Below are 21,955 nucleotides of genomic sequence, written 5' to 3' on the forward strand. Positions count from 1 at the left end.
AGTGAAAAAACTGTTTGCCATAGCTGTAACTGTATTTTGCCTGGTTGGCGCCGCGTTAGTTTACGCGCGTGTTGTGCCGCAAAAGCAAATAGTAGTGGATGCCGGCGGTAAAGGAGATTTTAAAACCATACAGGAGGCGTTGAACAGTTTGCCGGACTCGGCATTGGCCGATAGGGTGATCTTTATAAAAAAAGGCACCTATCGCGAAAAGGTTTTTATGACTAAAAGCCACGTGGTACTGCAGGGCGAGGATGAAAAGAATACCACCATTACCCAGGCTATTGCCCGCGATATTTGGCGTTGCGATGGTAACAGTACCGACTGGGGGGGAGCCACCCTTAACCTGCGCGGCAATGATATTACGCTAAAAAACCTGAGCATTATTAATAGCTATGGTTTTGATCATATGGCCGATACTACAATTGGCTGTATGGTTGATGGCAAAATGACCCAAAAGAAAGTGGCCCGCAATGGCCATCAAATGGCTTTACGGTCGTTTGAAACTACCCGGTTAAAGGTGATTAACTGTACGCTGCGCGCTTATGGCGGGGATACGGTTAGTCCCTGGAACACCCAGGCCGGGATGTTTTATTTTAAGGATTGCACGATGGAAGGCGGCGTTGATTTTTATTGCCCCCGCGGATGGGCCTATGCCGAAGGGTGTAAGTTTATTTGCCATAATAGGGAAGCGGCCATCTGGCATGATGGATCGGGCAATAAGGAACAGAAAACAGTACTAAAGGACTGCAGTTTTAGTGGCGACGACGGCTTTAAACTGGGGCGCTATCACAAGGATTCGCAGTTTTACCTGCTCAACTGCACATTTGCAAAAAACATGGCCGATGCACCTGTTTATCAGGCGGCAAGTTCGGCAGGTGTGCAATACGGTAAGCGGGTGTATTTTTATAATTGTCACCGCCAGGGTGGTAATTATGCCTGGTTAAAAGATAATTTGAAGGAAGCAGCGGGGATGCCCACCGCTAACAGTATTGATGCTGTATGGGCCATGGATAAAAAATGGAACCCTTTAACAAATTAAAAAAGATGAGAAGTGCAGGCAGATTAATATGGATGGTAGTAATAGCAATGGCTGTAGTAAGTATAAGCTACGCACAGACCAAAACAGATTCTATTGCCGAAAATATGCTGGTTTACCAGCGTGCGGTAGGGGGCTGGCCTAAAGCAGTGAAAGAGGTAAAGGTAGATTATACTAAAAAACTATCTGCTGCAGAAAAACAGGCAACACTGGCCGACATCAATAAAATTGATGCGACCATTGATAATGAAGCTACTTTTAAAGAGATCAATTACCTGGTTAAAGCTTATAAACAAACCAGTAATAAAACCTACCTGCAATCTGCCGAAAAAGGGATCCGGTATTTATTAAAGGCCCAAAATGCCAAAGGCGGCTGGCCGCAATATTATCCTGATTCGAGCCTCTATCGTGCCGCTATTACTTTTAACGATAACGCCATGATGCATGTAATGCAAATACTGGATAATGTGGCTAACAAAAAGAACGGCTTTGATGTGGTTGACCCAACGCTGGTTGAACCATCCGCGAAAGCGATTAAAAAAGGGATTGACTGTATTTTAAAAACACAAATTGTTGTAAACGGCAAACTTACCGGCTGGAACCAGCAGTACGATAGAAATACACTGAAGCCTATCATGGCCCGAAAGTTTGAACTGGTGGGTATCACCCCGGCGGAATCAACCGAGATTGTAAAGTTTTTGATGAAGGTGCCCAATCCATCACCCGAAATAAAGCTCGCTGTTAAAAGCGCTATAGAATGGTTTGACGCGGTGAAGATTACAGGCTACCGTTTTGAACATATTAAAGACGCTAACCAGCCCGGCGGTAAAGATGCTGTGCTGGTAGCCGATCCCAATTCGACCATTTGGGCCCGTTATTATGAAATTGGTACCAATAAGCCCTTCTTTTCGGGCCGTACCAGCGAGAAGAAATATAACGTGACCGAGATAGAAGTTGAACGCCGTGCAGGTTATGCCTGGTATGGTACATGGCCAAAGCAATTACTGGATAAGGATTATCCGCTTTGGGCCAAAAAATATTTACAGAATTAATTTAAAAGAGATCATGATTTTATCCAGATATAATATAAAGAAGATCAACGTTCCGGGCTTGATCGTTCCTGACGAACAATTGTTTAACCTGCCCGAAAAAGTACTGCAGTTTGGTACCGGTGTTTTGCTGCGCGGCCTGCCCGATTACTTTATTGATAAAGCCAATCGCAACGGTATTTTTAATGGCCGTGTGGTAGTTGTAAAATCAACCGATACCGGTTCGGCTGATGAATTTGATAAACAGGATGGTTTGTATACCTTATATATTAAGGGAATTGAAGAGGGTAAAGAGGTTGACGAACAAATGGTTTGCTCGGCTATTAGCCGGGTATTATCAGCCGGTAAGGATTGGGAAGCAATACTGAAGGTAGCCCACAGTCCGCATTTGCAGGTGGTAATATCTAATACTACCGAAGTTGGGATCCAACTGGTGCAGGACGATATTCGCAAACACCCGCCGGTATCTTTCCCGGGTAAGTTATTAGCTGTATTGTACGAGCGTTACAAGGCCTTTAACGGCAGCGATAAGTGCGGATTGGTGATCGTGCCAACCGAATTGATTGTTGATAACGGCAAAAAGCTGGAGTCGATCATCCTGGAGCTGGCCCATTTAAATAAACTGGAGCCCGCCTTTATGGACTGGCTGGAAGGCTGCAATCATTTTTGCAATTCGTTGGTAGATCGTATTGTGCCGGGTAAACCCGATGCCGCTACTACTAAGGAATTGGCTGCGGAGTGTGGTTACGAAGACGACCTGCGCATCGTATCCGAAGTTTACAGCCTGTGGGCAATAGAGGGGGACGAGAAAATAGCATCGGTATTAACCTTTGCCCAAACAGATAAAGGCGTGGTGATTACGCCGGATATTGAAAAGTTTCGTGAATTGAAACTGCGTTTATTGAATGCCACACATACTTTAAGCTGCGCGGTAGCTTTCCTTTCGGGATTTAAAACCGTTAAGCTGGCTATGGATAGCGAGCCATTTTCGCAGTTTATTAAACAGTTGATGCGTAGCGATATTGCCCCGGCTATACCATACAAAGTAACTACCGAAGAAACCGACGATTTTACCTATAAGGTGCTGGACAGGTTCCGCAACCCTAATATCGAGCATCAGTGGATCAGTATATCGGCACAATATTCGTCTAAAATTAAGATGCGGGTATTGCCGTTATTGCTTAATCACTATAAAAAATCGCAAACCGTGCCCGAACTGATAGCCCTTGGTTTTGCCGCTTTTATCCGTTTTATGAAAGTGAACAAAATAGATGGTAAATTTGTGGGCGAAGTGAACGGTAACGAATATGTGGTGACCGACAGCCAGGCCGAATATTTTTACAAAGCATGGACAAACGCCGATACACAACAGGTAGTTAAAAACGTTTTAAGTAATAAAACCCTTTGGGATACCGACCTGACCGCTTTACCCGGTTTTGAAGCCGCCGTTGCAAAGCAACTGGAAGCAATTGCAAATCAGGGCGCGCTGGAGGTTTTGGAGCATATCGAATTAAAAAGTTTGGCTAAATAACAAATGAAACAAAGCATATTAAAAGTACACCCCAATGATAATGTATTGGTAGCCCTGCGCGATTTGCAGGCAGATGAACAAGTACAGTACGAGGGTGTAATCTATACCGTAACCGAATTTATCCCGGCTAAACATAAGTTTGCCATTAATACCCTGCCGCAGGGTGCCGATGTAATTATGTATGGCGTACTGGTGGGCAAAACCCAAAGCGAAATACCTGCCGGTGGTTTATTATCTACTAAAAATATTAAACACGCGGCCAATAGTTTTTTATCCGAAAGCAATCATCACCAATGGCAAAGCCCGGATGTGAGTGAATGGCAGGGTAGGACTTTCAACGGTTTTCATCGTGCCGATGGCAGCGTGGGTACAGCCAATTACTGGTTGGTCATACCAATGGTGTTTTGCGAGAACCGCAACGTGCAGGTTTTGGAAGAAGCCCTGGTTAAACCCTTAGGCTATGGCCGTAAACAGGTTTACGAGGTGAAGGCCCAGCAACTGATCAATATGGTGCAAAATGGCGTTAGTATTGATGAAGTTTTATATACCGAAATAGAAGGCGGGCAGGGCAGCGGGAAAACACCAAAAGTGTTCCCGAATGTTGATGGCATCAAATTTTTAACTCACGAGGGTGGCTGTGGCGGTATCCGTCAGGATTCGGTTACGCTGTGCGGTTTATTGGCCGGATACATTACACACCCTAACGTGGCCGGCGCTACGGTGTTAAGCTTAGGTTGCCAAAACGCGCAGGTAAGTATATTGACGGAAGAAATTGCTAAACGCGATCCTAACTTCAGCAAACCGCTGTATGTGATCGATCAGCAAAAAACAGGTAAAGAATCGGTAATGATTGAGCAGGCCCTGCGCCAAACCCTGGCCGGCCTGATACAAGCCAACCAAAACGAACGCAAACCGGCGCCATTAAACAAACTGACCATCGGGTTGGAGTGTGGTGGCTCGGACGGTTTTTCAGGACTATCGGCTAATCCGGCTATCGGTTATACCTCCGATCTGCTGGTTGCCTTAGGTGGTTCAGTAATTTTAGCTGAGTTCCCTGAACTGTGCGGTGTGGAGCAAAATATTGTAGACCGCTGTGTAGACAGCGCCAAAGCCGAGCGCTTTACCAGCCTGATCCGCACCTATGCTCAGCGTGCTGAAGAAGCAGGTTCGGGTTTTGATATGAACCCATCGCCGGGTAATATTAAGGATGGTTTAATCACCGATGCCATCAAATCGGCAGGTGCAGCCAAAAAAGGCGGTACATCGCCGGTGGTTGACGTATTGGATTATCCTGAAAAAGTAACTAAACCCGGCCTGAACTTATTGTGTACCCCGGGTAACGATGTGGAATCAACCACGGCCGAGGTAGGATCGGGCGCTAATATTGTATTGTTTACTACCGGCTTAGGTACGCCTACCGGTAACCCCATTGTACCCGTAGTTAAAATAGCTACCAACACCAGCCTTTATAACAGGATGAGTGATATTATGGACGTAAATACCGGCAGCATTATTGAAGGCGACGAAACCATACAGCAAGCAGGCGCGCGTATTTTAGATTACGTAATAAAGGTGGCCAGCGGCGAGGTAGAAGTAAGCGCGGTAACCCACGGGCAGGATGATTTTATTCCGTGGAAGCGGGGGGTGTCTTTATAAGTCGGAAGTCTCAAGTCAAAAGTTCGAAGTCTAAGCTGAAATTACTTGGCGACTTAAGACTTCGAACTTTTGACTTAAGACTCAATGGCTCTTCACACTTTCTTCATAAAGAAAGCCCATTTTTACATCGATTAGGTTTTGGTTAGTATGTTTTTGTGCAAGAAAACATGCTATGTATCCCCCGCCGCCCGGTGGGGGATTTTTTTTGTCCCGGTTTTAACGGTTTTACTTTGGTTTTTTAGGGAAATATAATTTGGTGTTTTGCTGATTTTGGCTCATTGTGTTGTTTATTTTCCACATTTTTAATAATTACTTCACATATCCTGATTTTTTTTAAAAAAAATAAGATAAATAATAAAAAATTTATAATTTAGTCGAAAATATTAGATTTGTTCATTAAATAATCTATATAAACTTAAATAACCCAAGAAATACGTTCAAAAATGGCAAAATTAGAGTACATCTGGCTGGATGGCTACAAACCGACACAAAGCCTGCGCAGCAAAACAAAAATTGAGAAAGATTTTAGCGGCAAATTAGAAGATTGCCCAAATTGGAGCTTTGACGGTTCATCAACCGAACAAGCACCGGGTGGTTCATCAGATTGTATACTAAAACCAGTGTTTATTTGCCCTGATCCGCAAAGAAAAGAAGGCTACCTGGTAATGTGTGAAGTTTTAGATTCAACAGGTAAGGCACACGAGTCTAACGGCCGTGCTTTAATTATGGACGACGATAACGATTTTTGGTTTGGTTTTGAGCAGGAGTATTTCCTGTGGGATCCTAAAACCGATAAACCTCTTGGTTTCCCGGCAGGTGGCTACCCAGGTCCGCAAGGCCCTTACTACTGTTCTGTTGGTGCTAACAACGCTTTTGGCCGCGAAATTATTGAAGAGCACTTAGACGTTTGTTTAGAGGCTGGTTTAAATGTTGAAGGTATTAACGCTGAAGTTGCTGCCGGACAATGGGAATTCCAGATCTTCTCTAAAGGCGCTAAAGATGCAGGCGACCAAATTTGGGTAGCCCGTTATTTATTAGAGCGTATTGGCGAAAGCTATGGCGTTGCCATCAACTGGCATTGTAAACCATTAGGTACATTAGACTGGAATGGTTCGGGCATGCACGCTAACTTCTCAAACACTACTTTACGTACTGCAAACAGCAAAGAAACATTCACCAAAATTTGTGAAGCTTTCCGCCCTGCGGTTGCTGAGTGCGTAGCTGTATACGGTGCCGATAACGACAAACGTTTAACCGGTAAACACGAAACTGCTTCTATCAACGATTTTAGCTATGGTGTATCTGACCGTGGTGCTTCTATCCGTATCCCGCTTTACACTGTTGAGCATAACTGGAGTGGTTACCTGGAAGATCGTCGCCCTAACTCGGCTGCCGATCCATACAAAGTTGCAGCTGTGATTATCAAAACTGTAAAATCAGCAAAATTGTAATTACATATTATAACTAATAAAAAATGCCCCTCTGATCTATCGGAGGGGCATTTTTTATTGAATTGGGTGTCATGCTGAGCTTGTCGAAGGGTGCGCGGCCGGCCCTGCCCACCATGCTTCGACAAGCTCAGCATGACACCATTTAAAGGTTTTGTTTATACTTGCCGGATCGGATTTGTTTAAATCCATCAACCGGTAAATTATACAGATACACCCAGCAATCCACAATACCTGATGTGGTATCCACAGGCACCAAAAACCTTACAAACAAGTTGGGCTGCTCTTCTTCTTCACCATAGCCTTCATACTCATCAATCGTTTGCAGTACACTCGGATTATCGTTTAATAAAACAATATCCCCATAAACCCGGTCGGTAATTTCAGCTTTGTAAACAGCGCCGGGATATTCGCCCAGATCATATAAAAGTCCGGGGAAACTGCCTTTAGTAAAAAATGAGCTATTGTTTTTTAAATACGCGCCAAACTGGTTATCGCTATCTAACAAGGATCCGTATACAAACAAATATTTACAATCGCTTTCCATTACGTACTTTTGCATCAAATTATAACCCTAAGCAAAATAAGTAATAAGGCCCGGTGGAACAATATTAAGCCTTTATTTTTATCTTGCCGGTACACATATATACGCTGATTTAATATGGATACGCAACAAATTGCCGCTTACATAAAAGATAAGGATATACAAAAAATAAAGTTTGCCTTTGCCGATATAGATGGCGTACTGAGGGGCAAGCTGATTCATCGCGATAAGTTTTTAGACGGGCTGAAAGATGGTTACGGTTTTTGCGATGTGGTTTTTGGCTGGGACAGCAGCGATGCCTGTTATGATAATGTTGAAGTTACCGGCTGGCATTCGGGTTATCCGGATAAGTATGCCCGTATAGATCTGTCTACCCTCCGCAATATCCCCTGGCAGGATGGGCAAACGTTTTTCCTGGCCGATTTTACCCAGCCCGATGGCAGCAGTGTGGCCGCATGTTCGCGTAGTTTACTGAAACGTGTTGCAGCCGAGTGTCAAAGCATGGGCTATCACCCCGAATTTGCGCAGGAGTTTGAATGGTTCAACTTTAGCGAAACGCCACAAAGCCTGCAGGATAAAGAGTTTACTAAACTTAAGCCTATTACGCCGGGTATGTTTGGGTATTCCATTTTACGCCCATCGCAGTATAGTGGTTTTTATTATGATCTGTTTAACCTGCTAACCGATTTTGGCGTACCCATTGAAGGCCTGCATACCGAAACGGGGCCGGGCGTGTATGAGGCCGCCATTATTCATGACCATGTTTTAGCTGCTGCAGATAAAGCGACGTTGTTTAAAACCGCTGTTAAGGAAATTGCTTCGAGGCATGGTATTATGGCTACTTTTATGGCTAAATGGAATGCCGAATTGCCGGGCTGCAGCGGCCACATTCACCAAAGTTTATGGAATAAAGATAAAACTGAAAACCTGTTTTACAGCGCGGCTGATGCCAACAAAATGAGCGATTTGCATAAGCATTATCTTGCAGGCCAGCTTCATTGCATGCCACATATATTGCCCATGTACGCCCCAACCATTAACAGTTATAAGCGTTTAGTTGAAGGCGCCTGGGCGCCAACCACCATAACCTGGGGCATAGATAACCGCACTACAGCTATCCGTATTATTAACGACACCGTTAAGCACACCCGGCTGGAAACCCGTATCCCGGGATCGGATACTAATCCTTATCTGGCCATGTCGGCAGCGCTGGCTTCGGGTTTGTATGGTATCAAATATAAACTGGAACTGAATATTAAACCAACCGTTGGCAATGGCTATCAGGATATTACCAACGGCAAATTACATACTAACCTGGAGGATGCTGCTAATGCCATGCAGCAATCAGCAATTGCTAAAGAACTATTCGGCGATGATTTTGTGCAGCACTTTACCAATACCCGCCTGTGGGAGTGGAGGCAGTTTAGCAAGCAAGTAACCGATTGGGAATTGAAGCGGTATTTCGAGATAATTTAGTAATTATGGGTGTTTGCGGCAATTTAACCACAAAGGACACGAAGTTTACACAAAGAGCACAAAGCTTTTATGACTGAACAAGAGATTTCTAATGTTGTTATTGGGTTAGGTATAGAGGTACACAAAGTTTTGGGGCCAGGATTGTTGGAGAGCGCTTATAAGGAATGCTTGTACTACAAAATAGTAAAATCGGGCTTATATGTTGAAAAAGAAAAACAGATGCCCTTAATTTTTGAAGAAATGAGGTTAGATGTTGGTTACCGGCTTGACCTTTTAGTGGAAAACAAATTGCTAATTGAAATTAAAAGCGTAGAAGCTTTGAACGATGTACATTCGGCGCAAACATTAACTTATATGAGATTAGGTAATTATAAGTTAGGTTTACTAATGAATTTTAATGTAATTAAACTCAAAGACGGTATTAAAAGGATTATAAATGGCTCTTTATAAACTTAGCTTTGTGTCCTAAAACAAACCAATTAAACACATAGAATATCTTTGTGAACTTTGTGAAAAAATCTTTGTGTCCTCCTATGTTTGTTATCGACCCTCAAAAGGGGTAAATTAGGTTACTTAAGTGAAAAAGGGTGAGAGCTGATTCGTGTCCAAACAACTTATAAGGCATGTTCGCACAGAGATATTGCCTCATTCTTTTTTACCTTTTAGAGTCTGAACAGAATGTAAGGAATATTGCGCAGCGATATATCCAGAATATCCAACCAGGAGACAAGACGAAGGAAGGTTATTCACTTAGGTTAATTAAACTCAATATTGATGACAAACATCTTAAAACAAGTTGCCGGTATCGACGTGGCACAAAATGAACTGGTGGTATCCCTTGGCCGGGTTAACCAGATGCTGGAGAAAGAGGTTTATGCTTTTAAGACATTCGCCAATAAACCCTCCGGGTTTGCAGCATTGTTGGTTTGGGTAAGCAAACATACAGAGAAGCAGGTACCGGCAGGTTATGTAATGGAAGCCACAGGTGTTTATCACGAAAAACTTGCTTATCACCTGTCTGACCTTGCTCATCATATCAGTATTGTCCTTCCCAACAAGATCAGTAATTACTTCAGGACACTGGAGGTAAAGACCATAACTGATAAGACCGCCTCACAGGCCATATGCAGGTTTGGGCTGGAAAGGAAACTGGATGCCTGGCAAAAGCCAAAGAAGGTATTCAGGGACCTCAGGCAGCTAACCCGTGAAAGGGATCAACTGATTGCCGACCGTACGGTATTGAAAAACCAGCTGCATGCTGAAAAAGCCGAAGCATTCCCTAATGGAAGCAGTATTCAGCGGATGACTAAACGTATGGCCCTGATCAACAAACAGGAACTGGAGATCAGGGCAGAGATAGCCGCAATAGTCAAAAAGGACACCGATCTGGTCAAAAAGATAAATACCGTCACCACTATACCCGGCGTAGGCAAACTGACAGCGGTTACCGTACTGGCAGAAACAAATGGGTTTGAACTGATCAAAAACAAAAGGCAACTGGTCAGTTACAGCGGGCTGGATATCCGGTTAAAGGATTCAGGCACATCTGTAAAAGGCAAGCCAAGAATATCCAAAAGGGGGAACAGGCATTTACGCAAAGCAATGTACATGCCTGCACTGGCCGCCATGAGGTTCAATGAACAGCATAAAGCAGTGTTTGTGCGCCTGGTATCAAAGCATGGGATAAAAATGAAGGCAGCCGTAGCTGTACAAAGAAAATTACTGGAACTGATTTATATGATTTATAAAACAGATAAACCTTTTGATAAAGACTATATAAAAAACACAGTTCAAAAAAAGATTGAAGAGGTGCAAAATAGTTAGAGCGGTAACATCACAAAGATGAACCGCCCTAAACAGGCTGGCTTAAAGCCGCCTTGAATAAAACAAATGTAAATTATATTTGGTAACTAACACAGAATCTTTGTGGTTAAATTGCCACCATTGCACAAACACCCAACAAGATCTAAATGAACTACAATTTAATTATAAAAAAAGCCTGGGAAGGTTATGATGCTTCAAAGACGATCAGTACCATTGAAGATATCAGCGCGCAGGTTTCAACCAATCATGTTTTCAAAATTACTTTTGATGACGATGATATTATTATTGCCAAGCTATCTAACTTTGGTAAGTACGAGTATTTTAAGGAAGATCACCGGATTATCCACAGTCTATCAAACAACCTGCTTTACCCGTTTGAAAACCTGCTGGCAAAGTCTCTGTTAAAAAATAACCGGGTTTATATTTACAAGTACAAACAGGGCGGCAAGGACGCCTGGGTGGTTTTTTACAATCCAACCCGTATACTGGAAAGGCTGCCACGCCGTTTGTCCGACGATCATATTAAAAAATTCGGCCAGCAGATCGGTAAATTCCATAAGGCCTGTTCCAGGCTGAGGCACGTACTGCCAAAATCATCTAAAACCCTCCGGACTGATATTAATGCCCTGTTACAGCAAATTGAGCAGAACGAAAAGAGTTTTGGCACACGCATGCAGGCCGATTTTCTGAAATACCACTGCGATCAGTTTCTGAAAAACCGGTCGAAGTACAATGTAAATACTTTCGAGATCATTCCGGTTTTTATCGATTGGAACATTGGCAATTTTTCGGTCACTGATAAGCTGGAACTGTATTCGCGCTGGGATTACGATTGGTTTAGGATGAGCTACCGCATGCTCGATTTTTACTTCTTCAGCCGGGTGGTATCAGATGTAGGCGACCGTACTGTTTTTAGCTATGGTATCAACACCATGAACGAGCCGCGGTTTATCCTGTTTTTGCAGGAATATCATAAAGTAAACCCAATAAAAGCCGATGAATTGCGGTTTTTAAAGGAAGTTTACCGCTTTTTTATCCTTAATTATGTGATAAAAGACGGCAAATACTTTTTTAACGAGCAATATGCTGCCAAACTACAGGCCGAGGCCTTTGATATTTACCTGCCATCGGTTGAGCGGGATTTTAATGCCGATATATTGATTGATGCTTTAAAACTTAAATAAACGATGCAAACCCGTGATTTTAAATCGATAATTGACCAATACGATATTATATTTTTCGACGCGTTTGGCGTTGTGAAAAACTATAAGGGTTTAGTCCCGGGCATCGAACGTACCTTTGCTTACCTGGAAGCGCAAAACAAAGAGTACTATATTGTTACCAATGATGCATCGCGCAGTCCGTTCCAGTTGGCCGAATCGTACCATAGTAAAGGGCTTACGGCTATTACCCACGATAAAATTATTTCGTCGGGTATGCTGGCTAAAGAGTACCTGGATCTGAAAGTACCCAAAGGGATTGTTGCCTACCTGGGTACGCCCGATTCGGCCCATTATATCGAAAGCTCGGGTTTGCATACCTTGCCTATCAGTCAGGTTGATGCTACCAATGTAGACGAAGTAAGCGCGCTGGTTTTTTTAGATGATGAGGGTTTCGATTGGTTTAGCGATTTGAATATGTGCGTTAATATATTACGTAAACGCAATATCCCGGCTATTGTAGCCAATACAGACAGGGCATATCCGCTTAATTTGCACGATGTATCCATAGCCATAGGTGGTTTGGCCAATATGATAGAAAGCATTGTAGGCAAAAAGTTCATCCGTTTTGGTAAACCCGATTCGCAGATGTTCATGTTTGCTTTCGACCTGATCCGCGACAGACGGCCGGTTGATAAAAAAAATATCCTGATGGTAGGGGATACCCTGCAAACCGACATTATGGGCGGTAATAAATTCGGGCTGGATACGGTGCTGGTATTATCGGGCAATACACAGCCCCTTGATGCCGAAACCCGCATAAATGCCACCGGCATAGTACCCACATATATTTGCGAATCGGCGGTGATTTGACAGATAAATAAAAAAAATTCATTGTGCAGGAAACCAAAATACAAAATACACCGTTATGTTAGTGTGATAAGGTTTAGGTTGGTTACAACTTGAGGAAGTTGTAACCGGATCCCCTGCCGCCAGGCGGGGGATTTTTTTTATATCTGTCCCTGTCCTAACTTTTTATTGATACCCCTGTATTAGGATGAAAAATAACCAACTGATAATTAGTGATTTGATAGAAAGTTTAACTGTGTTTTAATTATTTTTCTTACCTTCCAAACCAGAACCTGCAATTATTAATCATTTCGTAACGTTATATTATTAATAAATTAATAAAATTTAAGCATTGCACTGCTGCTACCAATCCTGATTATGGCAAAAAAGACAGATTTCACCTATTCACAATACTCCGAACCACACAAAATCCGTACTAAACAAATTTTAAAGGAATACCCTCATCTGCGTAACCTGATCGGGAAAAATCCATATACAATTTTTGCTATATTGGGTTTAGTGGCTTTCCAGGTTGTTGCAGCATGGTTTGTGGCAGACCAATCGTGGTGGGTGGTTTTCGCTGTGGCTTATTTTTTAGGTGCCTTTGCCGACCATTCCCTGTTTGTAATGATACACGAGTGTACGCATCAGCTATTATTTAAAAAACGGTCGTTTAACCGCTGGGCCAGTATGATAGCCAATATGCCGCAGATATTTCCAAGCGCTATATCGTTCGAGCATTTTCACCTGAAACATCATTCGTTCCAGGGTATTCACGAGTTAGATGCCGATTTACCAAGTAAATGGGAAGCCAAGTTAATCAATAACAGTTTTTTTGGCAAAGCGCTTTGGCTGCTGTTCTTTCCACTTTTTCAATTTTTCAGGTTATCGCGCTTAAAAGAAATTAAAAGCGTTGATGGCTGGGTAATCACCAACTTTTTTATACAGGTTGCGTTTACCGCGGCTATGTATTACTTTTTCGGCTGGCATGGGGTAGCTTATTTGTTGTTAAGCTTCTCGTTCTCGGTAGGGTTACATCCGCTGGGTGCGCGCTGGGTACAGGAGCATTATTTAACACATAACGAAGAGCAGGAAACTTACAGCTATTACGGTCCGTTAAATACGGTATCGTTTAACGTAGGTTATCATAACGAGCATCATGATTTTCCATCGATCCCGTGGAATAAACTACCCGAGATAAAATCAACCGCGCCAAATTATTATGATACGCTGTTGTCTCACAAATCGTGGACTAAGCTTTGGCTCCGGTTTTTGTTCGACAGGGAGATCTCATTGTTTAACCGGATACTAAGAAAAGACAGGGGGACGATATCGCCACAGGCGCCTTATAACGGTTTGCCGCAATAAGCTATTTGTTTTTATATTTGGCATATCAACTTAACTATGCCAAAAAAATCACTGCTTTCTTTTATCGGTTTTTTGCTGCTTATCGTAGCAACCTATTGTCCCTTACTTAAACCGTTTGGGATATTTCCAAATATGGATGTTTATGATATTAAACAACCCTTTGGTATCACCTTATTGCTTATTGGTGTCATTGGTATTTTAGGTGTGGTTTTACGCCAAAACGTAATTGTTAAATTTTCCGCGTGGATATCCTTACTGTTGGTCATCGCATTCTATGCCGGGGCAATGTTCCAGGTACATCACTTCTTTAACTTTATTCCATTCAAGTCTTTTGCGGGTTTCCTTACCAGGCAAATCAAGTTTAAATGGGGCTGGTATTTATTATTTGCCGGGCCGCTATTGGCTGTTATTGGTGCTTATACAACCAAAAAAACTACAATAGTTAATAGTAAATAAAACAATGCGCATTTGATAGCGTTAAGGATAATCCTTATTTTGCGTTAATGCGTTTATGCCATTTTAAAATATTATATCAACACCCCTTGTTAAATGTTTAAATTTTCTTTTCGCCAGCAGGTATTTACAGGTTTCATAGTTTCGTTAGGCTTAGTTTTCGCTGTATTTTATTTCTCATATACAAGCATAGGTAAACTAAAGGAAGACCAAAATTTGGTTGCACATACCGAAGATGTAATTGAAACTGCAAACAAGGTACAAGCCTTGTTGCTGGACGGAGAAACCGGGCAGCGCGGGTATGTAGCCACCGCTAAAGAAAATTTTCTGGAGCCCTATAACAAATCGGTTTTTCAGGTTCCAAATGTGATCCAAAAACTGGCATCGCTGACCGGCGACAATCCTGCTCAGCAGAATAATATTGATTCCCTTAATAAATACGCGTCGTTAAAAAGGGCCGAACTGGCGGCTATTATTGAAGATGCCAAGGCGTCGGGGTTTGAAAGCGCCCGTATCAGGATGCAGGATGGCCGTGGTAAATATTACATGGACCAGGTTAGGGCATTTGTGCAAAAAATAGTAAAGGAAGAGAACCGTTTACTGGTTATCCGTAAAGCTTCGACAGAAAGCGCGGCAGGCCAGGCCATATTAGCCATATTTGCAGGCGGCCTTATTGTTGTTTGTGTGGTGTTGGTATTGTTCTTCTATATTCAGAAAACATTCGCGCAGCAAAAGAAAGCCGAGGAAGAGATCAGGGTCACCAATATTGAACTGGAAAAAGTATTAGCCGAAAATGAAGCTAAAAACTGGCTGCTTACCGGCACCGGTATTCTTAACGAAAAAATGCAGGGCCAGCAAAGCGAAAAGGAACTTGCGCATAGCATATTATCCGAGGTATGTAAATACACCAACGCGGTAACAGGTACCTTGTATTTATTTAACGAGCAGGAGGAGGTACTGGAACTTTATGCGTATTACGCTTTCCATGATCTGGGTGTAATTAAAAAAACGGTAAAATTATCCGAAGGATGGCTGGGGCAGGTAGCTAAAGACAAAAAAGCCGCGATAATAAAAGGCACCCTGAATGATAAGCTGGAACTGGAAACATCCATCATCAGCCAGGAACTGGTAGAGATCATGATTGTACCTTTCTTTTTTGATAACAAACTGAAGGGGGTTATTGAAATGGCTTACCAGGATAAATTATCAGACAACGTCAACGATTACGTTTTAGCCACCGCCAACGATATCGGCATAGCTATTAATACCGCCCAGGCCCGTACTATTATGCACGATTTGTTTGAGGAAACCCAGCAGCAGGCCGAAGAACTGGAAGCACAGCAGGAAGAAATGCGTGTAACCAACGAAGAACTGGTGAACAAAACCGAAATGCTGCAGGCATCCGAAGAGGAATTGCGTGTGCAGCAGGAAGAATTGCGTACAATTAACGCCGAATTGGAAGAAAAAGCCAGTCTGCTGGAAGAAAAGAACCAGGCAATTGAAGAGGCACGGGCCAGTATCAATATCAAAGTACAGGAACTGGAAACTACCGGCAGGTACAAATCAGAGTTTTTGGCCAATATGAGCCACGAACTGCGTACCCCGCTGAATAGTATTTTAGTACTTGCACGCATACTTAAAGACAACAAAGGCGATAACCTGTCTGAAGATCAGATCAAATATGCCAGTGTGATCTTTAATGCCGGTAACGATTTGCTTACGCTGATCAATGACATTCTTGATCTATCGAAAATAGAATCGGGCAAGCTGGAAATGATGAACGAGCAGGTTAAAGTACAAAGCATTATTGGCGATATGGAAATGCTTTTTGCCGAGATGGCTGCGAGTAAAAAGATCAAATTCACCTCGGCAATAAACGATGTTCCCGAAACGATCTATACCGATAGGATGCGTGTGGAGCAGGTGATCAAGAACTTGCTGTCTAACGCGTTTAAGTTTACCCCCGAGGGTGGTTCTATAGCTATTAATGTAAATCAGGGAGATAAACCTAAAACCATCAATTTTACGATTAAGGATACCGGCATCGGTATCTCGCCCGAAAAACAAAAACTGATATTTGAAGCCTTTCAGCAAGCCGACGGCTCAACTAGCCGCAAGTATGGCGGTACAGGTTTAGGCCTATCCATCAGCCGCGAACTGGCTAATTTATTAGGCGGTAAAATATCGGTAAAGAGCGAGCAGGGGCAAGGCAGCGAGTTTACCCTGACCATCCCTTATGAAGCTGAAGTGAACCTGAACCAGGAAGAAAACATACAAACTGCCGAAACATTTACGCCTGCAAAAGAGTTTTTAAAACCAGCATCGCAATTGGTACGGAAAGACCCGGAAGAACAGCCGTTGGTAGTGATTGTGGAGGATGATAAAAACTTTGCCGATATACTGAAGGATTACGCGCGCGACCATGGCTACCGGGCATTAGTGATACACGAGGGTACATTTGCTTTTGAAACCATTAAGGAAAACCAGCCCGATGCCGTAATCCTGGATATCATGTTGCCGGGCAAGGATGGATGGGCGATATTAAAAGAGCTGAAAAAATCGGCTGAAACAAGCAGTATACCGGTACACCTGATGTCGGCCGGTGAAGCTGCGGCAAACCGGGTGCGGCGCGAAGGTGCTATTAGTTTTATGAAAAAGCCGATAGATACAGGAACGTTGGATAAACTATTTGGAGAAATGACCAAACAGAGCGGGGTTGAATTTAAGCAGATACTATTAGTGGAAGATCACCATGCGCAAAGCGAAGCCCTGAAGGAAATGATGGAGAAGCAGGGGATAACGGTTGATCAGGCTTTTGACGGTGCATCGGCATTTGATAAATTACAGGATAATGAATACCAGTGCGTGATATTGGATTTGAACCTGCCCGATATTTCAGGACTCGACCTGCTGGATAAAATAAAAGGTGTTGAGCGTTTTGCCAGTCTGCCCGTAATTGTTAATACGGCAATGGAACTGGATAAAGCATCGGTAAACCGCCTGATGCAATATGCTAACGCGATGGTTATAAAAACCAGCAAATCATCGGACAGGCTGATAGATGAGGTGAACTTGTTTCTGCATAAAATAAGCAGTACACCGCAGGCCGCGGCTAACCCGGCTGGCAAGCTTAGCCCTGTTTCGCAAGGGAAAGAGAAGCTGAAAGGTAAAAAAGTTTTGGTTGTAGATGATGATATGCGCAATATCTTCGCGCTTACCAGCGCGTTGCAATCGTATGATTTTGTGGTGGAGATTGCTAACGATGGGGAAGAGGCGATAGCCAAATTAGAGCAGCATGGCGACATTGATATTGTGCTGATGGATATCATGATGCCCAAAATGGACGGCTATGAAGCCACAAGGTATATCCGTAAACAAAACAAATGGGCAAAGTTGCCTGTAATAGCATTAACCGCCAAAGCAATGAGAGACGACCGGGAAAAATGTATAGCAGCCGGCGCCAGTGATTATATTACCAAACCTGTTGATATTGACAGGCTGATCTCGTTAATGCAGCTGTGGCTGGAAAAATAATATGGATGATGCTACTGCTTATGGGAATTTAACAACCGCGCAAGTACTCGAACTGATCGATCTGGTTAAGCGGGTTCATGGGTTTGATTTTTCTGAGTATACAAAAGCTTCGTTAAAGCGCCGTCTTATACGTATTATGCAGTTTAAAAAACTGAGTTTTTACGATTTGAAGCATGTGCTGGTAAATGATCAGGAAATTTTTCAGGAGTTTTTGGAAGAAATAACGGTGAACGTGACAGAGATGTTTCGCGACCCGGTATTTTATAAAGCCTTAAATAGCCAGGTATTACCCTATCTGTCGTCGTATCAGCACATTAAGATATGGAGTGCCGGCTGCTCATCGGGCGAGGAAGTTTACTCTTTAGCCATATTGTTAAAGGAATCAAACCTGCGGCAAAAATCTTTTATATACGGCACGGATATTAATACCGAAGTGCTGAAGGAAGCCCGTATGGGTATATACAGCCTGCGTAAAATAAAAACATACGCTGAAAACTATTCGTTTACAGGTTTGCCCGGTACAATTACCGATCATTTTACCATTATGTATGATGCAGCCACTATACATAGCGAGTACAAACAAAACACCTTGTTTTCTGTGCATAATTTAGTTTCGGATACGGTGTTTAACGAGTTTCAGCTGATCAGTTGCCGGAATGTATTTATTTACTTTGAAGCCGAATTGCAGGAAAAAATACTCGACCTGTTTTACAACAGCCTGTGCCCGCTGGGGTTTTTATGTTTAGGCAGTAAGGAAACTATCCGGTCTGATTTTTTCAGGAGAAGGTTTAAGGTGATCAATCAAAAAGAAAACATATACCAAAAAATTGGCGCTTAATAACGATATCTTACAGCGGTGGGGCACCTCAGAAATAGTATTGATTGGCGGATCGGCCGGATCCTTCAAACCTATTTTTCGTGCCGTAAAAAACTTCACAGCCGACCTGAATAAGGCTGTTATTATAGTTATCCACAGAAAAAAGAACTTTTTTAGCGAAATAGAGAAGCTATTTGCCGATAATAGCCGTATTTTTATACGGGAAATAGCAGATAAAGATGTGATTATGAATAATGCCATCTATATTGCCCCTGCAAACTACCATGTTTTGATCGAAAAGGAAAAAACATTCAGTTTAGATGTTTCTGAAGCGGTTTGGTATTCAAAACCATCCATAGACGTAACATTTGAAAGCGCTGCTGATGTATACGGGCAGTACTGCACAGCCATACTATTTTCGGGGGCCAACCAGGATGGGGCACAGGGTTTGTTAAAGTTAAAACAAGCCGGAGCGTTAACCATTGCGCAAGACCCGCAAGAGGCTGATATGGCCGAAATGCCGCTCGCGGCTGTCAACTTAGGCGCGGCAAACTACATTCTATCAAACAACGATATATCTGAACTTTTAAAAACCTGAACCAAAGGAATAAATGATTTAATTAACATCACACCATAGCGATAGTATAAATGACCCCTATTAATATTTTAATTGTAGATGACCGTGAAGAGAACATCATTGCCCTTGAGGCATTGCTGAACCGCAACGATATCCGCACATTCTCTACTACCTCACCAAACGATGCCTTAAAAATTGCCTGGGACAACCAGATCGCTATTGCCCTTGTTGATGTTCAGATGCCCGGGATGGATGGCTTTGAACTGGTGGAAATGCTGAAAGCAAATCCTAAAACAAAGGATATCCTGGTTATATTTGTTACCGCCATATCTAAAGAAACCAAATATGCTGTAAAAGGCTTTGGTGCCGGCGCTGTTGATTATTTGTACAAACCGCTGGATCCTTATATTACATCGGCTAAGGTTGATGCCTTTATACAACTGGCCCGGAGCCAGGCAGAAATCAAGGAAAAGAATATCGAATTACAAAATTATGCCGTGGTTGTAAAAAACTCGGCCGATATTATATGTGCCGTAGATGCGCAAACATTGCGCATATTAACTATTAACCCCGCTGTTGAAAAAATAATGGGCTTTAGGCCCGATGAAGTGATAGGACGGGGTGTTGTTGACTTTGCCATTGACGAAGACCGCAGCCAGTTAAGAAAAAAACTGGGCGAGATCATTAAAGATAACCTGCAGTTTGCTGTTTTTGAATACCGTTTTGAAACATTTGATAAGCGGGTGATCTGGGCCGAATGCCGTGTATCTTATCGTAATAAGATCATCTTTATGAATATCAGTGATATATCTCCTCAAAAAAGTTTTCAGGAGCAACTGATCAAATCAAAAGAAGCAGCCGAATATGGTAAAAAAGTAAAGGAAACTTTCCTGGCAAACATGAGCCACGAGTTGCGCACACCTGTAAACGGCATTATTGGTTTAACTAACCTGATGCGCAAAACCCAGATGAACGATCAGCAAAAGGGTATGCTCGACCTGCTGGAAACGTCGTCACAATCGCTATTGGCTGTTATAAACGATGTGCTGGATATATCAAAGATAGAGGCCGGTAAATTTAGCATAGTGCGCACGGTAAATAATCTGCGCAATGTTGTAAAATCTGTTTATGACCTGTTAAAGTTTAAGGCTGATGAAAAAAACATTGAGTTTTTATTAGAGATAGCCGATGATGTGCCCGAATATGTAATGATAGACTCGTTAAGGCTTAATCAAATATTGATGAACCTGCTGAGTAACGCCATTAAGTTTACCGATAGGGGGAATGTTAAATTAAAAGTGATTGCACTGAATAGGCATGCCGATAAAGTAAAGCTAAAATTTAGTGTTGAAGACACTGGAATAGGCATCCCATCGGACAGGCTAAGCACTGTATTTGATTCCTTTGAACAAGCTGAGAATGATACCACAGCCAAATATGGCGGTACGGGCTTAGGTTTAACAATAGTGAAAAAACTAATTGAATTAAAAGATGGCGAACTAACCGTAAGCAGCCAGATAGGTAAAGGAAGCGTGTTTAATTTTACCAACTGGTATGATGTGGTTGACAAACCCCAAGAGAAACCACAGCCGCGTGATTATGGCCGGGTATTGGCCCCTTTTAGTGAAAGTGTTTCAGTTTTAGTGGCCGAGGATAACCTGGTGAACCAGTTTATGTTATCAAAAATATTAAAGGAGTGGAATGTAAAGGTTGATATGGTGGATAACGGCCGCAAAGCGCTGGAAAAGCTGCAGGACAACCACTACGATATTGTTTTAATGGATACCCATATGCCCGAAATGAGCGGCTATCAAACAGCCAAAACGATCAGGGTTGATTTTGAAGAGCCTAAAAGAAGCGTACCTATTATTTCCCTGTCGGCAGCCTCTTATGATCATGAACAACAGCAAGCTATATCTGCCGGTATGAACGATGTGCTGGCAAAGCCGTTTTTACCTTACGAACTGCACGAAAAAATGCTGAAGTTGCTAAGTGGGAAAGCAGTGGTTGGAGATTAGTTAATTGGAGATTAGAGATTAGTTAATCAGAGATTAGAGGTTAAAGATTAGTTAATTGGAGATTAGAGGTTAGTCCTTGTATTCGATCACTACTAATCTCTAATTAACTAACCTCTAATCTTTAACCTCAAAACAAGCTGGTTTGTCCAACACCTTGTACGCGCGCTTCCAGTTCCAGCAGCCATTGTTTGCGCCATAAACCGCCGGCATAACCGGTAAGGCTGCCATCCGAACCGATAACCCGGTGGCAGGGAACAACTATCCACATGTTGTTTTTACCATTAGCCGATGCAATGGCCCTGATAGCCAAAGGATTTTTCATTCGTTTGGATAAGGTAGCATAGCTGATGGTTTCGGCATAATTAATCTCCGATAGGTTCTTCCAAACTTCCTGCTGAAAATCTGTGCCCTTTTGTTGAAAGGGGAAATCAAAAACTTTACGTTCGCCAGCGAAGTACTCGTCCAATTGTTTGGCTGCCAGGTTGATAACAGGAGAAAAGCCGTCGGCATCTTCACCAATATCTTCATGCACGGTCACCGAGAGGATGTGATCATCTTCATCTTCAATACGGGCAAAGCCAATGGGGGTAGGGTGGTAGATAACGGACATTTTCA

The 21,955-nt window shown here is 42.7% G+C and carries 18 protein-coding genes; 16 read left to right on the plus strand and 2 right to left on the minus strand.

Annotated features, from left to right (window positions below):
- The first annotated feature begins 1 nt into the window (after position 1).
- The 5 genes from AC07M6_RS08180 (at position 2) to AC07M6_RS08200 (ending at position 6,723) form a co-directional block, all read left to right on the plus strand.
- Positions 2 to 1,039, plus strand: coding sequence for a pectinesterase family protein (locus AC07M6_RS08180; protein WP_494888515.1), 1,038 nt, complete (start codon positions 2 to 4; stop codon positions 1,037 to 1,039).
- Between the two features lie 5 nt (positions 1,040 to 1,044).
- Entirely contained in the window at positions 1,045 to 2,088 is a 1,044-nt protein-coding gene (gene pelA, locus AC07M6_RS08185) for a pectate lyase (RefSeq protein WP_494888516.1), read from the plus strand.
- 13 nt (positions 2,089 to 2,101) lie between these two features.
- Positions 2,102 to 3,616: a tagaturonate reductase gene (locus tag AC07M6_RS08190; RefSeq protein ID WP_494888517.1), complete on the plus strand. Its 1,515-nt coding sequence runs from the start codon at positions 2,102 to 2,104 to the stop codon at positions 3,614 to 3,616.
- Between the two features lie 3 nt (positions 3,617 to 3,619).
- A complete protein-coding gene (locus AC07M6_RS08195; protein ID WP_494888518.1) occupies positions 3,620 to 5,272 on the plus strand; it encodes a UxaA family hydrolase in 1,653 nt (550 codons plus the stop codon).
- Between the two features lie 443 nt (positions 5,273 to 5,715).
- Positions 5,716 to 6,723, plus strand: coding sequence for a glutamine synthetase beta-grasp domain-containing protein (locus AC07M6_RS08200; protein ID WP_494888519.1), 1,008 nt, complete (start codon positions 5,716 to 5,718; stop codon positions 6,721 to 6,723).
- A gap of 142 nt (positions 6,724 to 6,865) precedes the next feature.
- On the opposite strand, the gene AC07M6_RS08205 is transcribed toward AC07M6_RS08200, so the two are convergent.
- Entirely contained in the window at positions 6,866 to 7,282 is a 417-nt protein-coding gene (locus AC07M6_RS08205; protein WP_494888520.1) for a gamma-glutamylcyclotransferase family protein, read from the minus strand.
- Positions 7,283 to 7,381: 99 nt separating this feature from the next.
- On the opposite strand from AC07M6_RS08205, the gene AC07M6_RS08210 reads away from it, so the two are divergent.
- The 11 genes from AC07M6_RS08210 to AC07M6_RS08260 all read left to right on the plus strand — a co-directional run bounded on the left by AC07M6_RS08210 (position 7,382) and on the right by AC07M6_RS08260 (position 21,340).
- Complete coding sequence (locus AC07M6_RS08210; RefSeq protein ID WP_494888521.1) at positions 7,382 to 8,740, plus strand: glutamine synthetase family protein; 1,359 nt, start codon at positions 7,382 to 7,384, stop codon at positions 8,738 to 8,740.
- 69 nt (positions 8,741 to 8,809) lie between these two features.
- The gene (locus AC07M6_RS08215; RefSeq protein WP_494888522.1) at positions 8,810 to 9,190 is read left to right on the plus strand and encodes a GxxExxY protein; all 381 of its coding nucleotides are present in this window, start codon (positions 8,810 to 8,812) and stop codon (positions 9,188 to 9,190) included.
- A gap of 324 nt (positions 9,191 to 9,514) precedes the next feature.
- A complete protein-coding gene (locus AC07M6_RS08220; protein WP_494888523.1) occupies positions 9,515 to 10,564 on the plus strand; it encodes an IS110 family RNA-guided transposase in 1,050 nt (349 codons plus the stop codon).
- Positions 10,565 to 10,710: 146 nt separating this feature from the next.
- Positions 10,711 to 11,748, plus strand: coding sequence for a hypothetical protein (locus AC07M6_RS08225; RefSeq protein ID WP_494888524.1), 1,038 nt, complete (start codon positions 10,711 to 10,713; stop codon positions 11,746 to 11,748).
- A gap of 3 nt (positions 11,749 to 11,751) precedes the next feature.
- On the plus strand, positions 11,752 to 12,597 hold the full coding sequence (locus tag AC07M6_RS08230; protein WP_494888525.1) for a TIGR01459 family HAD-type hydrolase: 846 nt from the start codon (positions 11,752 to 11,754) through the stop codon (positions 12,595 to 12,597).
- Positions 12,598 to 12,951: 354 nt separating this feature from the next.
- Positions 12,952 to 13,941: a fatty acid desaturase gene (locus AC07M6_RS08235; RefSeq protein ID WP_494888526.1), complete on the plus strand. Its 990-nt coding sequence runs from the start codon at positions 12,952 to 12,954 to the stop codon at positions 13,939 to 13,941.
- 36 nt (positions 13,942 to 13,977) lie between these two features.
- On the plus strand, positions 13,978 to 14,397 hold the full coding sequence (locus AC07M6_RS08240) for a hypothetical protein (protein ID WP_494888527.1): 420 nt from the start codon (positions 13,978 to 13,980) through the stop codon (positions 14,395 to 14,397).
- A 93-nt stretch (positions 14,398 to 14,490) separates the two neighbouring features.
- Complete coding sequence (locus AC07M6_RS08245) at positions 14,491 to 17,928, plus strand: response regulator (RefSeq protein ID WP_494888528.1); 3,438 nt, start codon at positions 14,491 to 14,493, stop codon at positions 17,926 to 17,928.
- A 1-nt stretch (position 17,929) separates the two neighbouring features.
- Positions 17,930 to 18,766: a CheR family methyltransferase gene (locus tag AC07M6_RS08250; protein WP_494888529.1), complete on the plus strand. Its 837-nt coding sequence runs from the start codon at positions 17,930 to 17,932 to the stop codon at positions 18,764 to 18,766.
- On the plus strand, positions 18,756 to 19,343 hold the full coding sequence (locus AC07M6_RS08255) for a chemotaxis protein CheB (protein ID WP_494888530.1): 588 nt from the start codon (positions 18,756 to 18,758) through the stop codon (positions 19,341 to 19,343). Before AC07M6_RS08250 ends, AC07M6_RS08255 begins: the two co-directional genes overlap by 11 nt.
- 50 nt (positions 19,344 to 19,393) lie before the next feature.
- A complete protein-coding gene (locus tag AC07M6_RS08260) occupies positions 19,394 to 21,340 on the plus strand; it encodes a response regulator (RefSeq protein ID WP_494888531.1) in 1,947 nt (648 codons plus the stop codon).
- Between the two features lie 127 nt (positions 21,341 to 21,467).
- On the opposite strand, the gene AC07M6_RS08265 is transcribed toward AC07M6_RS08260, so the two are convergent.
- The gene (locus tag AC07M6_RS08265) at positions 21,468 to 21,950 is read right to left on the minus strand and encodes a methylated-DNA--[protein]-cysteine S-methyltransferase (RefSeq protein ID WP_494888532.1); all 483 of its coding nucleotides are present in this window, start codon (positions 21,948 to 21,950) and stop codon (positions 21,468 to 21,470) included.
- Between the last annotated feature and the right edge of the window lie 5 nt (positions 21,951 to 21,955).

The organism is Mucilaginibacter sp. GW821-FHT07H05, from assembly GCF_059418485.1.

What these genes read in the sequence shown, in the direction of transcription:
- AC07M6_RS08220 (WP_494888523.1), top strand. Translation starts at nt 9,515, where the DNA reads ATGACAAACATCTTAAAACAAGTTGCCGGTATCGACGTGGCACAAAAT.
- AC07M6_RS08260 (WP_494888531.1), top strand. Translation starts at nt 19,394, where the DNA reads ATGACCCCTATTAATATTTTAATTGTAGATGACCGTGAAGAGAACATC.
- AC07M6_RS08250 (WP_494888529.1), top strand. Translation starts at nt 17,930, where the DNA reads ATGGATGATGCTACTGCTTATGGGAATTTAACAACCGCGCAAGTACTC.
- AC07M6_RS08225 (WP_494888524.1), top strand. Translation starts at nt 10,711, where the DNA reads ATGAACTACAATTTAATTATAAAAAAAGCCTGGGAAGGTTATGATGCT.
- AC07M6_RS08205 (WP_494888520.1), bottom strand. Translation starts at nt 7,282, where the DNA reads ATGCAAAAGTACGTAATGGAAAGCGATTGTAAATATTTGTTTGTATAC.
- AC07M6_RS08210 (WP_494888521.1), top strand. Translation starts at nt 7,382, where the DNA reads ATGGATACGCAACAAATTGCCGCTTACATAAAAGATAAGGATATACAA.
- pelA (WP_494888516.1), top strand. Translation starts at nt 1,045, where the DNA reads ATGAGAAGTGCAGGCAGATTAATATGGATGGTAGTAATAGCAATGGCT.
- AC07M6_RS08215 (WP_494888522.1), top strand. Translation starts at nt 8,810, where the DNA reads ATGACTGAACAAGAGATTTCTAATGTTGTTATTGGGTTAGGTATAGAG.
- AC07M6_RS08245 (WP_494888528.1), top strand. Translation starts at nt 14,491, where the DNA reads ATGTTTAAATTTTCTTTTCGCCAGCAGGTATTTACAGGTTTCATAGTT.
- AC07M6_RS08235 (WP_494888526.1), top strand. Translation starts at nt 12,952, where the DNA reads ATGGCAAAAAAGACAGATTTCACCTATTCACAATACTCCGAACCACAC.
- AC07M6_RS08190 (WP_494888517.1), top strand. Translation starts at nt 2,102, where the DNA reads ATGATTTTATCCAGATATAATATAAAGAAGATCAACGTTCCGGGCTTG.
- AC07M6_RS08240 (WP_494888527.1), top strand. Translation starts at nt 13,978, where the DNA reads ATGCCAAAAAAATCACTGCTTTCTTTTATCGGTTTTTTGCTGCTTATC.
- AC07M6_RS08200 (WP_494888519.1), top strand. Translation starts at nt 5,716, where the DNA reads ATGGCAAAATTAGAGTACATCTGGCTGGATGGCTACAAACCGACACAA.
- AC07M6_RS08265 (WP_494888532.1), bottom strand. Translation starts at nt 21,950, where the DNA reads ATGTCCGTTATCTACCACCCTACCCCCATTGGCTTTGCCCGTATTGAA.
- AC07M6_RS08195 (WP_494888518.1), top strand. Translation starts at nt 3,620, where the DNA reads ATGAAACAAAGCATATTAAAAGTACACCCCAATGATAATGTATTGGTA.
- AC07M6_RS08230 (WP_494888525.1), top strand. Translation starts at nt 11,752, where the DNA reads ATGCAAACCCGTGATTTTAAATCGATAATTGACCAATACGATATTATA.